The sequence below is a fragment of the Streptomyces sp. NPDC101237 genome (assembly GCF_044767465.1).
Lineage (GTDB): Bacteria > Actinomycetota > Actinomycetes > Streptomycetales > Streptomycetaceae > Streptomyces > Streptomyces gramineus.
Genome location: NZ_JBIWNY010000006.1, coordinates 62,952 through 77,943 on the forward strand (window position 1 = coordinate 62,952; position 14,992 = coordinate 77,943).

Below are 14,992 nucleotides of genomic sequence, written 5' to 3' on the forward strand. Positions count from 1 at the left end.
GCGGCGACTTCCTGAACACGGTGTGCACGTGTTCGACCAGCGGGCGGCGTGCCCCGGGGGAGGCGCCGTGACACCGCAGGAGGAGTTCGCCGAGGCCCTGCGCGTGCGCCGGGAGGCCGCCGGGCTCTCCCTCGCCGAGCTGGCCCGCCGCGTCCACTACAGCAAGAGCTACCTCAGCCGGGTGGAGAACGGCCTGCGCCCGCCCGGCCGGCTGCTGGCCGAGCGCTGCGACGCCGCACTGCGGGCCGACGGCGCGCTGCTCGCCCTGCTGCCTCCCGGACCCGAGCGGCACGAGGGACGCGAGAGCACGGCGGAAGGCTCCGGCCGCCCAGCCGGACCCGCACGGCGGCCGCGTGCCGTCCCGGCCCCGCCCGCCCGGCCCCGTCCCAGCGGCTACGGCACCGCCTACGACCAGCACATCCGGCGCGGCGACACCCGCCACCTCCTCGGCGAGATGTACGAGGCGGGCCGGCACTACCAGGCCGCCTACGAGGCCGCGGGCGCCGACGCGCTGGCCCGCGCCCACGCCGTCGTCCGCAGCGCACGGCGCTGGTCCGACCCCGGCCAGGTCGACCGCGACCTGCTCTTCCGCATCGACGCCTGCCTGGCCGGCCTGGCGGACCGCGCGGACCCGCCCGCCGTGGAACTGCGCCTCCAGCTCACCGCCCACCGGGCCAAGAAACTCGCCATGGCCATCGGCTACGACACCGCGATGACCGGCGCCGAACCCGGCACCGGCGCCCGGCTGGCCCGCCGGACCCTCGCGGAGCTGCGCGAGACCGTCCGCCGCGACCCCGGCCTCATCGGCGACGAGGCCCACTGCGAGATCCTGACCGAGACCCGCTGGGCCCTGTACGACTTCGCACCCGCCAGGGAACTCCTCGCCCTCTCCAGCGAACTCCGCGACCTCGCCGTCCGCTCCCGCTCCGCCTACTTCCAGGGCGAGGCCCTGGTCGCCCTCGCCATCGACCAGCTGCGCACCGGCCGGGTGCCCGCCGCCGAGGCGACCGTCAGCGTCCACCGCGAGTACGCCGCCCGCCACCGCAGCCGCCTCGCCCACTGGCAGCAACACACCCTGGACGCCCTGTTGAGCCTGTGGCGCGGTGAGTTCGCCGCCGCCGCGCGGTGGATCCTCGGGGAGGCCGGCGAGATGGCCGCCGCGATGGAGGCGGGACTGTCGATGCCCGCCGACGCCCTCGGCCAGACCGTCCTCGGCCAGGAGTTCTGGCTCCGCCACGAACAGGGCAGGCTGGCCGAGCTGTTCGCCTCCCCGCGGATGGCCGGCGTCCAGCAGCGCGGCTACTTCCCGGTGTGGCGGGCGGGATTGGCGCTCGCCCTGTGCGAGACCGGCCGCCACGAACAGGCCGTCGACCAGCTACGGGCGTTCGCCGCCGACACCGACGGGTTCACCCGCCTCCCGCCGAGCGGCTGGTCCCTGCCCACCGCCGCCGTCCTCGCCCTGGTCTGCGCCGAACTGGCCGAACGCACCGACCCCCCGGCCGACCTGCCGTCGTACGTCCCGCCGCTGCGCGCCCTCCTCGACGCGCACGGCGACGACGTGGTCCTGGCCGGCTGGCCCACCGTCCTGCTGGGCCCGGCCGCCCGCTTCAGCGCCCTGCTCGCCCTGGTCGCCGGCGAACCGGAGACGGCCCTCGGGCACCTGCGCCGGGCCGTGCGTCTGGCCCGGCGCTACCCGGCCCAGATGGCCCGGCTCCGCCTCGACGAGGCCCGCGTCCGCCTCCGCGCCGGCTCCCCGGGCGCCCGCGCCACCGCCCACGACCTGGCCAGGACCGCGCTCGGCACGGCGCAGGAACTCGGCATGGCGGGCCTGGCCCGGGACTGCCGGGAACTGCTCACATCTCCAGCAGCACGGTGAACGGCCCGTCGTTCGTCAGCGACACCCGCATCTGCGCCCCGAACCGTCCGGTGGCCACCGTCGCCCCCAGCGCCCGCAACCGCGCCACGACCTCCTCGACCAGCGGCTCCGCCACGTCGCCGGGCGCCGCCGCGTTCCAGGTCGGCCGCCGTCCCTTGCGCGCGTCGCCGTACAGCGTGAACTGGCTGATCACCAGCAGCGGCGCGTCGATGTCGCTGCACGACCGCTCCTCGGCGAGCATCCGGATCGACCAGAGTTTCCGGGCGAGCTGGGCCGCCTTCTCCTTGGTGTCGTCGTGGGTCACGCCCACGAGCACACACAGCCCTTCGCCCTCGATCGCGCCGACCGTCTCGCCGTCCACGACCACACTGGCGCCGTCCACCCGCTGAACCACAGCTCGCATGCCGACCATCATGCCGGGTGCTCCGACCGCGTCCGCGCGGGGCCGATCACGGATCCCCAACCTCACATCTACGGCCGTTCGGGGGCACTCGGTCACATTGTGGCCACTTGGGGTGGCACCATGCTTCCACACACCGGTCGAGGGGACGGTAGAGGCGCATGAGCACACCGAGCACCGGGCGACTGAAGACGCAGGGCACGCAGAGCACCCAGAACCTGCCCCGGCCGCCCGCACAACGCGGCGACGGCATCACCCTGCCCGCGGAGCCGCCGGAGTACGACCTGGTCTGCCTGAGCCTGCCCGAACTGCGCGTCCTGCGCCGGGACGCGCAGCGCGACGAGGCCGACCTCAGCTATGTACGACGGCTGCTCCAGGGCCGTATCGACATCCTGCGGGCGGAACTGGCCCGCCGCTCCCCGGCGGGCGCGGCCGCGGTCGTGGACCGCCTCCCGGAGATCCTGACCGACGCCCCGGCCCGCCACCGCTCCTCGGCCCGGCACGTCACCCTGGGCACCCCGCACAACGAGGAGTACGGCCGCCTGGCCGCCGACATGCTGGCGGAGGTGGAACTCTCCGACCTCCAGGCCCGCACGGACGCGGAACTGACGGCGGCGATGGGCCGCCTGGTCCGCTACGAGCAGGAGGTGTCCAGGCGCAGACAGCGCCTGCAGCGGACGGCGGACGATTCGAGCGGCGAGATCGCCCGCAGGTACCGGGAGGGCGAAGCCCGGGTCGACGACCTGCTGACGTAGGGCGTGGGCGCGGGCGCGGGCCGCGGGCTACTCGGGGTGGCGCGGACTCGGATCGCGGACGCGCGCGGGCTCCTCGGCGCGGGTGCCGGGGCGCGGGATCCCCGGTGCGCGGGATCCGGGGGTGCGGGGTGTGAGCTTCTGGGTGCCGTGGGCCGTGGGCCGTGGGCCGTGGGCCGTGGGCCGTGGGCCGTGGGCCGTGGGCCGTGGGGCGCGGGCCGTGGGCCGTGGGGCGCAGGCGCCGGGGGTCGCGGGGTGCGGGGCTCCGGGGGACCGGCGACCGCCCACAGCGGCCCGTTATCGGCCAGCACCCACCCGTGTCGGTGTGGACCGGCCCCCTCGGACTGGCCTGGTCCGTGCCGGGGCCGAAATTCGATCGGCGCCGGCCCGATCGACCACCTAACGTGCTGACATGACTGACGCCGTCGAAGTCCGACCCATCACCGAATCCGAGCTGGCCGACTGGCACCGTGCCCTGAACACCGGTTTCCTGCAGCAGCCCTCCCTCACGGACGACCAACTGGAATCCCGCCGACGGCAGTTCGTGCCGGGCCGGCTCCTCGGTGCCTTCGACGGCTCGCGCTGCGTCGCGACGTTCCGCTCCTTCGACCAGGAGCTCACGGCCGTGGGCGGCACGGCCGTCCCCGCCGACGCCATCTCCAACGTCACCGTCTCGCCCACCCACCGCCGCCGCGGCCTGCTCACCCGCATGATGAGCCAGGACCTCGCCGCGGCGAAGGAGCGCGGGGACGTGGTCGCGACCCTGGTCGCCGCCGAGTACCCGATCTACGGCCGCTACGGCTTCGGACCGGCGACCACGCTGACGGAGTGGACGGTCGAGGTGGGGCGCGCCGGCCTCGACTCGCGCTGGTCGGCCCCGGAGGACGGCGGCCGGATCGACCTGATCGACGTGGAGGACGTCCGCAAGTTCGGTCCCGAGCTGCACGAACGGATCCGCCGCCGCACGCCCGGCGCGGTCAGCCGCGAGGAGCTGTGGTGGCAGCTGCGGACCGGCGCGGTCCGCTTCGAGACGGACTGGACGGAACCGTTCCACGCCGCCTACCGGTCGCCGGACGGCGAGGTCCAGGGAATGGTGGCGTACACGGCCGACGGCACCTGGCACGGCAAGCAGCCGGAGGAGACGGCCACGGTGAAGTGGCTGCTCGGTGCCACGCCCGCGGCCGAGCGCGCCCTGTGGCACTACCTGTGCTCGATCGACTGGGTCGCCAGGGTGAAGAGCGGCTGGCGGTCGCCGGACGACCTGCTGCCGCACTACCTCCCCGACCCGCGCGCCGCGCGGATCACCTCGCAGGCGGACTGGCTGTGGGTGCGGATCCTGGACGTCGTACGGGCCCTGGAGGCGCGCACGTACGACGCGGAGGGTTCGCTGGTGCTGGAGGTGGCGGACCCGCAGGGGCTGGCCGGCGGCCGGTTCCGGCTGGACGCCGCGGGCGGCCGGGGGTCCTGCGCGCCGACCGGCGACGCTCCGGATCTCGTCCTGGGCGTGGCCGAGTTGGCGAGCGTCTGGCTCGGCGACCAGTCCGTCGCGCGGCTGCACGCCCTCGGCCGGGTCCGGGAAACGCGAGTGGGCGCCGCCCGGGAGGCCGACGCCCTGCTGCGCACGTCCGGGCGGCCGTGGTGCCCGGACCTCTTCTGAGACGGTCCCCCTTCTCTCGGCGGCGGCGGTGCCTGACCCACCTTGCTGGCATGTGCTCATCCGTAGCGAGCAGTTCGAGCTATGCAGTTGTGGCTGTGCGGGTCTGCCGTCATTCGGTTGTCGGTGTTCAGTTGTGACTGTGCTCAGGTGTGGTGCGCTGGTCGTGCCCGCCGGTGGCCGCCCTGGTTGACCGGGCTCCCGGCTCCCCTCCGGAAGGGAACCCTGTCGGCCAACCACCGAGGAAGTGGGACCATGTTGCAGAAGTTGGTGGCCAACTTCACTGTACTTATCTCCGTTTGGACGCGACTCATAACCACCTTCCCGTGAACTGCCCAAAGATGGCGAGAAGTTGTACTGTTTGTCCGTGGACCCGGAACACGCCTCCGCCAGTGGGCGGGAGAGGCCACAGCGGCCCCAGGCGTCCCACCACGCGGTGGCCGAAGTGCTGCGCACCCGGATCAGGTCCGGGGTGCTGCGGCCGGGGCAGCGCATGCCCACCCAGGCCAAGCTGGCCGACGAGTTCGGCGTGGAACGGGGAGCCGTACGGCAGGCGCTGCGCATCCTGCAGTCGGAGCATCTGCTCACCAACGCCTCCAAGGGCGCGCCGGCGACGGTCGCCCCTGATCCGGGGCCCGTCCGGTTCGCCGTGGGGCCGGAGGCGCCGCCGCAGCCCACCATGGTGGCCCTCGCCTCCCGGATAGAGGCGGCCTTCGCGGCCCCGGAGGTGGTGATCGACGCGCTCTGCCTGACCTCGGTCTCCCTCAATCTCGCGCTCGGCGAGCCGCTGCGGCTCATCCACGCGGGACGACTGGAACCGGCCAAGATCGACGTGCGGGTGCTGCTGCCGAGCCGGAAGATCGACCTCGCGTTCCCGACGGCGCTGGACGCCTCGGCCGAGGATGCGGTGCACAACCGCTGGCTGGCCCAGCGCAACGCCCAGGGGCAGGTGCTCCGGCACAACCTGCTGGCGCTGCGGGCCACGCACGGCATCGACGTCCGGGTCACCTTCCGGGCCCTGCCGTTCACCCCGCCGGTCAAGCTGTACCTGCTCAACGGCGTGGAGGCGCTGTTCGCGTACTACACGCTCGGGCGCCACGAGCGGGAGATCGGCCACGAGCACCTGCAGACGTACGACGCCGAGGGCACGCGGTCGATGCTCTTCGCGTTCGAGCAGGGCGCCGGGCTGCGGGACACCGCCTTCGTGGACCAGTCCACGCGCTGGTTCGACGCCCTGTGGGAGACGATCAGTTCGGACCTGCAGCTGACGGCCTGAGGCCGGTTCTCACAGCGCGGGGCCGGTGAGCAGCAGCGCGAGCAGGACCGCGCCCACGGAGCTGAGCGCCGGGCTCTTGGCCTTGATCCCCACGGTGAGCAGGAGCAGGCCGATAATGCCAGTGGCACCGTACTTCGACTGGACCATCTGTTCGAAGCAGACGACGAAGACGGCTGAGAAGAGGGTGAGAGCGGCGGGCATGTCGGTTCCCCCATCGTCGGGAAGCAAAGCTTCCACCAACTTAATCAAGTTGGTAACCAACTTTGATTAAGTTGTTCCCAGTTGGCCGCGAGTTATAACCAATCTTCAAACAACTCCCGGTAGATGGATCAGAGTTGTAGCGTTTGGTCGTGACCCAGGAGAACGTGGCAGTGAACGCCGGCAGCACACCCCAGGAGATCGCCGACGCCTTGCGGGAGCGCATCCGCAGGGGTGACATCAAGGCGGGCGACCGCCTGCCCACCCAGGCCGAGCTGGCCGAGGAGTTCGGCGTGGAGCGAGGCGCCGTACGCCAGGCGCTGCGGGTGCTGCAGGACGACGGCCTGCTCACCAACGTCACCAAGGGCAGCCCGCCGCGCGTCGCCGACCAGGCCGCCGGGCCCCTCGGCGAGCCCCAGCCGACGATGGTCGGCCTCGGCCCCCGCATGACCGCGGCGTTCACCGCCCCGCGCGTCCGCATCGACGCGGCCTGCCTCACGGCCCAGAGCCTGCTTCCGGCGCTCGCCGAACCGCTCCGGCTGATCCACGAGGGCCGGATCCGCCCCGAGAGCATCGACGTCCGCGTGCTGCTGCCGGGCCGCGACATCAACCTGGCGTTCCCGGTGCCGGTCGAGGGGGACGACGAGGTCGTCCACACCCGCTGGCTGGGCATGCGCAACGCGCAGGGCCAGGTGCTCCAGTACAACCTCCAGTCCCTGCGCTCCACCCACAAGATCGAGGTGAACGTCACCTTCAGGGCCCTGCCGTTCACCCCGCCGGCCAAGCTGTACCTGCTCAACGGCGCGGAGGCGCTGTTCGGCTACTACATGGTGACGCGGCGCGAGGAACTCACCGACAACGGAACGCTGGAGATGTACGACGCGGTCGGCTCCGAGTCCCTGCTCTTCTCCTTCGAGAAGCGGGCAGGTCATCGGGACGCCGCGTTCGTGGAGCAATCGCAGAAGTGGTTCGACGCCCTCTGGGAAACCATTACCACGGACCTGACACTCTCCTAGTGACTTCTGATGCGACGCAGGCAGAACAAGTGACGCAAGAGACGGCGCAGGAGACCGAGCGGCTGCGGGAGCCGGTCACCCGGGCCCGGGTGGTCCTGTGGGACTTCGACGGGCCGATCTGCCGGCTGTTCGCGGGCCACTCGGCGGCACGGGTCGCCGAGGGCCTGATGGAGTGGCTGGCGAGCCGGGGTCTGCACGGGCTGGTCACCGAACCCGAACGCGACACCCTCGACCCGCACCTCGTGCTGCGCGCGGTGGACAGCCGGCATCCGGGCAGCGACCTGGTCGACGAGTTGGAGAAACGTCTCACCGCAGAGGAGCTGCGGGCCACGTCCACGGCGATGCCCACGGCCTACGCGGACATCCTGATCCGGACCTGGCGGGCGCTGGGCGCCCGGATGGCGATCACCACCAACAACTCGCCCCGGGTGGTCCGCGCCTACCTGGACGACCGCGACCTGACCCCCTGCTTCCACCCGCACATCTACGGCCGCACCAAGGAACTCCACCACCTCAAGCCCGACCCGTACTGCCTCAACCGCGCCCTCAACGCGATGGGCGCCGCCCCCGACGCGGCCCTGATGATCGGCGACTCCCCCACCGACCTGGAGGCGGCCCGCAGGGCCGGGGTCCCCTTCCTCGGCTACGCGCGTAACGAACGAAAGGCCAAGCTCTTGACCGAGGCCGGCGCGGAGTACGTGGTGGGCTCGCTGGAGTCCTTGCTGACACTGCTGCGGGACTAGCGGCCAGATGCCGGGTCCGACGTCGGCGCCTGCGGTCAGCGGACGGGAGGAGGCGGCTGACGGGGCACCGTTTCCTGAACGGGGGTGGTTTGCGGCAGATTTCCAGGAGGCACGTACGGCATGTGACGAAGCGGACGAAGGACGGCGGCGCGTTCCAGCGGGTCTCGGAGGAACTGCGGGTCCGGCTCTCCGACGGCGGCTATCCGCTGGGCTCCATCCTGCCGTCCCAGGAGACGCTCGCCCAGGAGTTCGGCGTCTCCCGCGACACCGTGCAGCGGGCCCTGCGCGAACTGGGCAGCGAGGGGTGGATCGAGAGCGGGCGGGGCAAGCGCTCCCGGGTCGTCATGCGGCAGCACATACCGCCCTCGGCGCCCCGCGCCAGCCGGTCCCGGCACCATCCGATGACGCTCGGGCCGTTGATCGGCGAGGCCTTCGAACGTGACGAGGTCACGCTGGACATCTCCACCCTGACCTCCGAGAGCCTGGACGCCCACATCCGCATCCAGGCCGAGCGGATCCGGGCGGGCGACATCGAGCCCCGGCGCATCCATCTGCGGATGCTGCTGCCGGCCGAGACCCAGGACATGCCCTATCCGCGGGCGAAGGACCACCGGGACGACCCGCGCCTGCCGGAGCGGCTGCGGGCCATCACCGAGGCCCACACCACCTCCCTGCGCACGGTCCTCGACCAGTTGAACACCGAGCGCCTGGTGCCGGAGGTGCTGCTGGAGATCCGCCGCACCCGGCTCACGCCGACCTTCAAGCTGTACGTCATCAACCGCGACGAGGTGCTGCACGGCTTCTACGAGCCGATCCTGCGCACGCTGATCCTGGCGGACGGGACGGAGGTGGAGGCCGTGGATGTCCTCGGCTTCGGCGCCGCCCTCACCCACCACGTCCGCGATGCCGACCCGGTCTCACCCGGATCTGTATTCGTCACCAACTCCACCCGATGGTTCGACGCTTCGTGGGAACTGCTCGCGGTCTAGGCCCGTCAGGAGGGCACGTTCAGGCTCGCTGGGCGTGTCCATTGCGGGTCGCTGATCACGGGGCGCTCCGGTTTGTTCTCGGCGAGCTTCATCCACAGGTTCCGGTGCCATTCCATGTGCAGTTCCGCGATCTGCTTGGTCTGGCGGGACTTCGAACGGAGATCCCAGCCGATGTAGCGGGCTCTGCCGTAGAGCTGTGCGAAGCCTTTTGTGTCGAGGATGTCGTAGTGGTTGCCGCGCCACTCGATCCTGTCGCGCTCGATCCCGTAGGGAGTGGTGAAGACCTTCTCCTGGTTCAGGACGTAGAGCTTCCATCCCGGCGTCTGCGGTGACTCCCGCAGTTCGCAGGATATGGCCAGGTGGGGATTCTTCCGCTGCACGGCGTTGAGCATCTCCTTGAGCCTGGACCAGTTCCGCCGCGTGAACTCCTCCCGCATGCGTTCGCGGTTCTCCGGGGAGTCCTGAAAGAAGTACCCCGTGGCATCGGAGTCACCGTTCCGTGGAACGGGTACGAGGCCGCCCGGAAGTCCCATCGGGAGATTCAGGTGCGCGATGATCAGGCACAGCTTAAGCTCCACGGCACGCACTTCCCGGTCGGCCATCCTTCCCAACGGCACCGCCAGTGCTTCGAGCAGCGTCTCCATGGTGAAACCCGAGAAGTCGATCCGTATCCGGCGGGAGTCGAACGCCTCCCTGAATTCCTCGTGCAACTGGTCGCGGCCGGCGAAGACATAGACGCCCGGGATCTCCTTCGGCTCCGCGTCCGACTCGCTGATGGCGTCGAAGAGGATGAAGGCGACCAGTGCCGCGAAGGAACCCCCCAGCAGTTGTTGGCCTTTGAGGGCGTTCCCGAGCGGCTCGATGAGTTCGGCGGCGACTCCGAGGACGGCGATCAGCGCCAGCACGGACTTGACCAGACGGGGTTTCCAGTCGCTCAGCGTGTGGCGGATTCGATCGAGCCTGGTGGGGCTGTTACCGCCCGGACCACGAGAAGACACCCATACCCCCTGTACGCGCCGCTGATCGGGTCCGGCGGCGCGGCGCCGTAGTTCCCCTGGCGGCCATCATGCCCGGGGCTACTCCCTAGCACCAGAAGGTCAGTTGGGCCTCGGCAAGCTCTCCACTGCCTCGATGAGGGGTTCGTGTGAGGGGCTGACGCAGCAGGCGCCGAGATCCAGCATCCGTGCCGCACGTTCGGATGACTGCGTATATCCGAGGAAGGGTGTGCCGGCTCTCTGGGCGGCCTGGAGATCCGTGATCTGATCGCCGACGAGGAGGCAGCGCCCGGCCCGTGTCCCCAGAAGATCCACGGCACGGAGCACGGAATCGGGGTCGGGCTTCATGTTGCGCAGTTCGAGGGGGTCCCGGCCCACGACGGCCGTGACCTTTTCCTGCCGTTGGACCCTCGTACTCTTGAAAAACTCCCAGATGGGGCCGTCGGCGTTGTTGCTGACGATCACCAGCGGAATTTTGTGATCGGCGAGCACATCGATGAGACGGAGTGCGTGGGGCGCGGGATCGGCGGTACCGACGACCTCGTACTCGTAAGCCGTGACGATCTTCTCCGCCACGACGAGGGCGTGCGGGTCGCGTGGTGCGGAGGCCGGCCGGTCGTACATGTCCCGGAGGCGGCGCAGAATTCCGTGGGAGTCGTCGCACGACTCGACGTCCGCGTCGAGTGGTCCCCAGAATGCCCGTACGGCTTCTTTGATCCTGCAGGCCACAGGAGCCGTCGATCTGTCGCGGAACAGGTCGGTGACCGGTCCGTCGAAATCGAGCAGCACTGCCCCCACACGCCCGTCCTCGTCCGGGTACGTCAGCAGCCGTTGCAGAGCGGCACGCTGATCGGCTGCGCTGCCCATGGGCTTCCTCCCGTCGCCTCGGCCAGTGTGGACCACGGCGGGCGCGGCGGCCAGTACCGCAGCTCATGGGGCGACCGACGGACACAAAGGAATACGTCGCTGCACACCTGTGCGTTCAGTCGCCCTTCAGCGGGATCGAGTTCGACGAGTCGCGGCCGTCTGGCACGATGCACGCCAGCACAGGAGTACCGTGCTCCCACTTCTGCACCCTCTGGAAGGGTCACGGCGAAAGAAACGGGCGATGTCACCCGAACCAGTTTCCCCCGCTCGGCTGCACGCAGTCGACGTCAGTGGTGACGCGAGTGTGGTCGAAGGCCCGCTCCACGGCTATCACCACGAGACCTATGTGTTTCCGTTGTCCGGGGAGATGGAGGGCGACCGGTCGGGGCGGTGGAAGTGTCGGGAACCGCGGGCGGACCTCTTGTGGTTCGACCGCAGGTGCTTCGATTCCGAGGAGCAGCTGCTGGGGTCTCTCAGCGGTCGGATCGAGGGAATCCCGGACCTCATCGAGGTGGGCGGGATCGGGCTGCAACGTTTTATCGAGGGGGATACGCTCGGCTCTTTTCATAGGTCGGGAACAGCGGTTCCCGACCTGTTCGTCAGTCAGATCATGCATCTGTTCGGACAGATGATCGAGGTGCTGCCCGCGGACCTGTCCGCGGAACGGCGCTGCGAGGCCGAAGACCGTCCCGAGGACGGTGACACCAACGGCTTTCTGGAGCGCCTGGTCCTGTTCACCGAGCAGCGTGTCTACCAGGCGAACCTGGACCGGTTCGTCGGGCTTTTCGAGGACCTCTGGCTGGGCGAGGAGTCGTTCAGGTTCCTGCGAAAAAACGTCTCTGGTCTCAGGGAACGCCCCTTCTGTCTGCTGCACGCCGACCTGCACCGCGAGAATTTCATCGTCGATGCCGGACGGCGCTTGTGGACGATCGACTGGGAACTCGCGATGGTCGGGGATCCGCTCTACGACCTGGCGACCCACCTCCATCTGATGCGCTACCCGGCACGGCACGCGCGGGCCGTCGCCCGGCGCTGGCGGGAGACCGTCGAAGGGGTCCGCGCCGGCAGCGCGAACGGGTGGGAGCATGATCTCCGGCGTCTGCTCGCCTACAAGAGGGCCCAGTCCGTCTTCACCGACGTGATCCGTACCGCGCTGGAACTGGACACCGGTTCCGAGGTCGGCCGGCGCCGTATCGCACCCGCCGCGTTCAAGTTGCGCAGGGTCCTGGCCGACGCGGCGCCGGTCCTGGGTCTCGATCAGCCGCCGGGAACCCGCAGGATCGTCACGGCGTTGATGCGTTGGTGTCGTGAGCACGGGAGCCCGAGCGGCGACACCCGGCCGTGATTCCGCATCGTCCGGGGAGCCGAGGCCGGTGATCTCGGTCCCGGCCGCCGAGCCGCCCACCTCACCCGCACCCTCGCCTGACCCCCGCTGCGTAGGCTGGTCCCATGGGTGAGACGGGCCTGCGTGAGCGCAAGAAGCGGCGGATGTACGAGGACGTGTCGGACATCGCCGTGCGGCTGTTCCTGGCGAAGGGGTTCGACGCCGTGTCGGTCGCCGAGGTGGCGGCCGCGGCCGGTATCTCCAAGCCGACGCTGTTCCGGTACTTCCCGGTCAAGGAGGACCTGGTCCTGCACCGGATCGCCGACCACGAGACGGAGACCGCGCGGCTGGTCGCCGGGGCGGCGTCCCCGGTCGGCGCGGTGCGCGACCACTTCCTCGACGGCCTGCGGCGCAACGACCCGATCACCGGGCTCAACGACCACCCCCAGGTCCTCGCCTTCCACACCCTCCTCAACAGCACCGCCACCCTCGTCGCCCGCCAGCACGTCTACCTGGAGCGGTCCGAGGCCGCGCTCGCCGAGGCCCTGGGCGGCACCCTGGACGCCCGGCTGGCCGCCGGCCAGATCATCGCCGTACAGCGGGTCCTCGCGCAGGACAACTGGCGGCGGATCGCGGCCGGCGAGCGGGTCGACGACGTACGGGAGGACGCGGTGGCGGCGGCCGAGCGGGCGTTCGGGCGGCTGGAGCGGGTGCTGGGGGACCGGGCGGACCCGCCGGAGTGACCCCCGCACCCCGGGCGTCCCCGGAGGCCGTGGAACCCGTGCATCCCGGTCAATAATTTAACCGGGTCACATTTTCTCGTCTACGCTGTCCCCATGCAGCAGGAACCCGACCAGGAACCCGACCAGGAACCCGACCAGGCACCCGACCGGGAAGCCGACGAGGAACTCGGCCGCGAACGCGCGTATCACGACGCCTGCCGGGCCGCCCTCGCCCGCATGGTCGAAGGCGCCGTCGAGCACGTCGTCACCGGCGAGGACGTCTCCGCCTCCGGCGCCGACGCCGAGGTCCTCGGGTACCGGCTGCGCAGCCGGGCCAGGGAGATGCGCGAACTGCCCGAGGGCCCGCTGTTCTTCGGCAAGCTCCGCTTCGGCTCCGGCGAGCACGCCGGACAGAGCTACCACGTCGGCCGCCTGCGGATCAGCGCGGAGCCGACCGCCCCGCCGCTGGTCGTCGACTGGCGGGCACCGGTCTCCCGGGCCTTCTACCAGGCCGGCCCCGACGAACCGCAGGGCGTCGCGGTGCGGCGCCGGTTCGGCTGGGCCCCCGGCAGCCGCGGCGACTCCGCCGACCTCACCGGCTGGGAGGACGAACGGCCGGCCGCGGGCGAGTCCGGCGCCGGCACCCTCCTCGCCCGGGAGATCGAACGGCCCCGCGTCGGCCCCATGCGGGACATCGCCGCCACCATCCAGCCCGACCAGGACGACCTGGTGCGCGCCGGCCTCGGCGCCTCCGTGTGCGTCCAGGGCGCCCCGGGCACCGGCAAGACCGCCGTCGGCCTGCACCGCGCCGCCTACCTCCTCTACACCCACCCCCAGCGCATCCGCCGCTCCGGCCTGCTGATCCTCGGCCCCAACCGCACCTTCCTCTCCTACATCTCCGAGGTGCTGCCGGCCCTCGGCGAGACCGGCGTACGCCAGACCACCCTGCACGAGGAGATCGCCCGGCACCCGGCGACCGGCACCGACTCCGCCCGCGCCGCCGCGCTCAAGCACGACCCGCGGACGGCCGAGGTGCTGCGCCGTGCCCTGTACGCCCATGTCTCCACCGAGGCCGTCCGGCCCCTGTCGCTCTTTGACGGCACCTACACCTGGCGGCTGTCCGCCGCCGAGCTGACCCGGATCGTCGCGGCGGTACGGCGCGAGGAACCGCCGTACGCCGTCGGGCGCGAGCGGGTACGGGGGCGGGCGATGCGTGCCGTACAGCTCCAGGCCGAACGCCGGGCCGGACCGCAGCCGGCCGTCTGGACCCGCCGCCTGGAACGGTCCCGGGCGATGAGCGCCTGCCTCGACACCCTCTGGCCGAAGGTGCGCCCCGAGGAGGTGCTGGCCGGACTCCTCACGGACGCCGAGGTCCTGGCACGGGCGGCCGAGGACATCCTCGACCCCGCCGAACAGCGGGCTCTGCTCTGGACCCGTCCGCCGCGCTCGTACAAGTCCGCCCGCTGGTCATCCGCCGACCTGGTGCTGCTGGACGAGATCGCCGGGCTCGTCGAGCATCCCGAGGGCTACGGCCACATCGTCGTGGACGAGGCCCAGGACCTGTCGCCCATGGAGTGCCGGGCGATCGCCCGCCGCGCCGCCTTCGGCTCGCTCACCGTCCTCGGCGACCTGGCCCAGGCCACCACGCCGTGGTCCGCGCGGAGCTGGGAGACCGTCCTGCGCCACCTGGGCAAGCCGGACGCGACGGTCGTCCCGCTCACCACCGGTTTCCGGGTCCCGGCGGCGGTGGTGGACCTCACCAACCGGCTGCTCGCCCGCCTGGACACGGACGTGCCCCCGGCCCGCTCGTACCGCGCCGACGGGGAACTGACGATCCGCCCGACCGGTGACGTGCCGGCCGCCACGGTCGCCGCGGTGCGCGAGGCCCTGGCCCGCGAGGGCTCGGTGGGCGTGCTGGCGGCCGACGCCCAGGTCGCCGACGTGCGCGCCGCGCTCGCCGCCGCCGGCATCGAGGCCGCGGAGCCGGACCGGCTCGGCGCCCGGGTGGCGGTGGTCCCGGCGAGCCTGGTCAAGGGCCTGGAGTACGACCACGTGGTGGCGGTGGAACCGGCGGCCGTGGCGGACGGCGAGGAACGCGGTCTGCACCGGCTGTACGTGGTGCTGACCCGGGCGGTGACCAGGCTGGACGTCGTGCACGCGAGGCCGCTGCCGTTTTGAGG

At 71.3% G+C, this 14,992-nt stretch carries 14 protein-coding genes; 10 read left to right on the forward strand and 4 right to left on the reverse strand.

Annotation, left to right across the window (positions count from 1 at the left end):
* Positions 1-67: 67 nt before the first annotated feature.
* Positions 68-1,876, forward strand: coding sequence for a multiprotein-bridging factor 1 family protein (locus ACIRQ9_RS11500; protein ID WP_404170110.1), 1,809 nt, complete (start codon positions 68-70; stop codon positions 1,874-1,876).
* Here the strand turns inward: ACIRQ9_RS11500 and dtd are convergent.
* Positions 1,854-2,279, reverse strand: coding sequence for a D-aminoacyl-tRNA deacylase (gene dtd / locus ACIRQ9_RS11505; RefSeq protein WP_404170113.1), 426 nt, complete (start codon positions 2,277-2,279; stop codon positions 1,854-1,856). The two genes, ACIRQ9_RS11500 and dtd, sit on opposite strands and share 23 nt — an antisense overlap.
* Before the next feature lie 158 nt (positions 2,280-2,437).
* On the opposite strand from dtd, the gene ACIRQ9_RS11510 reads away from it, so the two are divergent.
* From ACIRQ9_RS11510 to ACIRQ9_RS11520, 3 genes are all read left to right on the forward strand, one after another.
* Entirely contained in the window at positions 2,438-3,031 is a 594-nt protein-coding gene (locus tag ACIRQ9_RS11510; protein WP_404170116.1) for an aerial mycelium formation protein, read from the forward strand.
* 409 nt (positions 3,032-3,440) lie between these two features.
* A complete protein-coding gene (locus tag ACIRQ9_RS11515) occupies positions 3,441-4,685 on the forward strand; it encodes a GNAT family N-acetyltransferase (RefSeq protein ID WP_404170119.1) in 1,245 nt (414 codons plus the stop codon).
* A 358-nt stretch (positions 4,686-5,043) separates the two neighbouring features.
* Positions 5,044-5,958 (forward strand): winged helix-turn-helix domain-containing protein, encoded by a 915-nt coding sequence (locus ACIRQ9_RS11520; RefSeq protein WP_404170122.1) that lies wholly within the window; start codon positions 5,044-5,046, stop codon positions 5,956-5,958.
* Between the two features lie 9 nt (positions 5,959-5,967).
* Here ACIRQ9_RS11520 and ACIRQ9_RS11525 read toward each other — a convergent pair whose 3' ends face one another.
* Positions 5,968-6,159, reverse strand: coding sequence for a hypothetical protein (locus tag ACIRQ9_RS11525; protein WP_351328329.1), 192 nt, complete (start codon positions 6,157-6,159; stop codon positions 5,968-5,970).
* A 143-nt stretch (positions 6,160-6,302) separates the two neighbouring features.
* On the opposite strand from ACIRQ9_RS11525, the gene ACIRQ9_RS11530 reads away from it, so the two are divergent.
* The 3 genes from ACIRQ9_RS11530 to ACIRQ9_RS11540 all read left to right on the forward strand — a co-directional run bounded on the left by ACIRQ9_RS11530 (position 6,303) and on the right by ACIRQ9_RS11540 (position 8,904).
* Positions 6,303-7,172: a FadR/GntR family transcriptional regulator gene (locus ACIRQ9_RS11530; RefSeq protein WP_404170125.1), complete on the forward strand. Its 870-nt coding sequence runs from the start codon at positions 6,303-6,305 to the stop codon at positions 7,170-7,172.
* Between the two features lie 29 nt (positions 7,173-7,201).
* A complete protein-coding gene (locus ACIRQ9_RS11535) occupies positions 7,202-7,915 on the forward strand; it encodes an HAD family hydrolase (protein ID WP_404170128.1) in 714 nt (237 codons plus the stop codon).
* Positions 7,916-8,037: 122 nt separating this feature from the next.
* Positions 8,038-8,904 carry a winged helix-turn-helix domain-containing protein gene (locus tag ACIRQ9_RS11540; RefSeq protein ID WP_404170131.1) on the forward strand — a complete coding sequence of 289 codons (867 nt, stop codon included), beginning with the start codon at positions 8,038-8,040 and terminating at the stop codon, positions 8,902-8,904.
* Between the two features lie 5 nt (positions 8,905-8,909).
* On the opposite strand, the gene ACIRQ9_RS11545 is transcribed toward ACIRQ9_RS11540, so the two are convergent.
* Both ACIRQ9_RS11545 and ACIRQ9_RS11550 read right to left on the reverse strand, forming a co-directional pair.
* Positions 8,910-9,809, reverse strand: a complete 900-nt coding sequence (locus ACIRQ9_RS11545) for a hypothetical protein (RefSeq protein WP_404170134.1) — start codon at positions 9,807-9,809, stop codon at positions 8,910-8,912.
* Positions 9,810-10,001: 192 nt separating this feature from the next.
* Entirely contained in the window at positions 10,002-10,766 is a 765-nt protein-coding gene (locus ACIRQ9_RS11550) for an HAD family hydrolase (protein WP_404170137.1), read from the reverse strand.
* A gap of 241 nt (positions 10,767-11,007) precedes the next feature.
* On the opposite strand from ACIRQ9_RS11550, the gene ACIRQ9_RS11555 reads away from it, so the two are divergent.
* The 3 genes from ACIRQ9_RS11555 (at position 11,008) to ACIRQ9_RS11565 (ending at position 14,990) form a co-directional block, all read left to right on the forward strand.
* A complete protein-coding gene (locus tag ACIRQ9_RS11555; RefSeq protein ID WP_404170140.1) occupies positions 11,008-12,111 on the forward strand; it encodes a phosphotransferase family protein in 1,104 nt (367 codons plus the stop codon).
* Positions 12,112-12,215: 104 nt separating this feature from the next.
* Positions 12,216-12,833, forward strand: coding sequence for a TetR/AcrR family transcriptional regulator (locus ACIRQ9_RS11560; RefSeq protein WP_404170143.1), 618 nt, complete (start codon positions 12,216-12,218; stop codon positions 12,831-12,833).
* 93 nt (positions 12,834-12,926) lie between these two features.
* Positions 12,927-14,990, forward strand: coding sequence for a HelD family protein (locus ACIRQ9_RS11565; protein WP_404170146.1), 2,064 nt, complete (start codon positions 12,927-12,929; stop codon positions 14,988-14,990).
* Positions 14,991-14,992: the final 2 nt, after the last annotated feature.

What these genes read in the sequence shown, in the direction of transcription:
- ACIRQ9_RS11565 (WP_404170146.1), top strand. Translation starts at nt 12,927, where the DNA reads ATGCAGCAGGAACCCGACCAGGAACCCGACCAGGAACCCGACCAGGCA.
- ACIRQ9_RS11515 (WP_404170119.1), top strand. Translation starts at nt 3,441, where the DNA reads ATGACTGACGCCGTCGAAGTCCGACCCATCACCGAATCCGAGCTGGCC.
- ACIRQ9_RS11550 (WP_404170137.1), bottom strand. Translation starts at nt 10,766, where the DNA reads ATGGGCAGCGCAGCCGATCAGCGTGCCGCTCTGCAACGGCTGCTGACG.
- ACIRQ9_RS11555 (WP_404170140.1), top strand. Translation starts at nt 11,008, where the DNA reads ATGTCACCCGAACCAGTTTCCCCCGCTCGGCTGCACGCAGTCGACGTC.
- ACIRQ9_RS11560 (WP_404170143.1), top strand. Translation starts at nt 12,216, where the DNA reads ATGGGTGAGACGGGCCTGCGTGAGCGCAAGAAGCGGCGGATGTACGAG.
- ACIRQ9_RS11525 (WP_351328329.1), bottom strand. Translation starts at nt 6,159, where the DNA reads ATGCCCGCCGCTCTCACCCTCTTCTCAGCCGTCTTCGTCGTCTGCTTC.
- ACIRQ9_RS11510 (WP_404170116.1), top strand. Translation starts at nt 2,438, where the DNA reads ATGAGCACACCGAGCACCGGGCGACTGAAGACGCAGGGCACGCAGAGC.
- dtd (WP_404170113.1), bottom strand. Translation starts at nt 2,279, where the DNA reads ATGCGAGCTGTGGTTCAGCGGGTGGACGGCGCCAGTGTGGTCGTGGAC.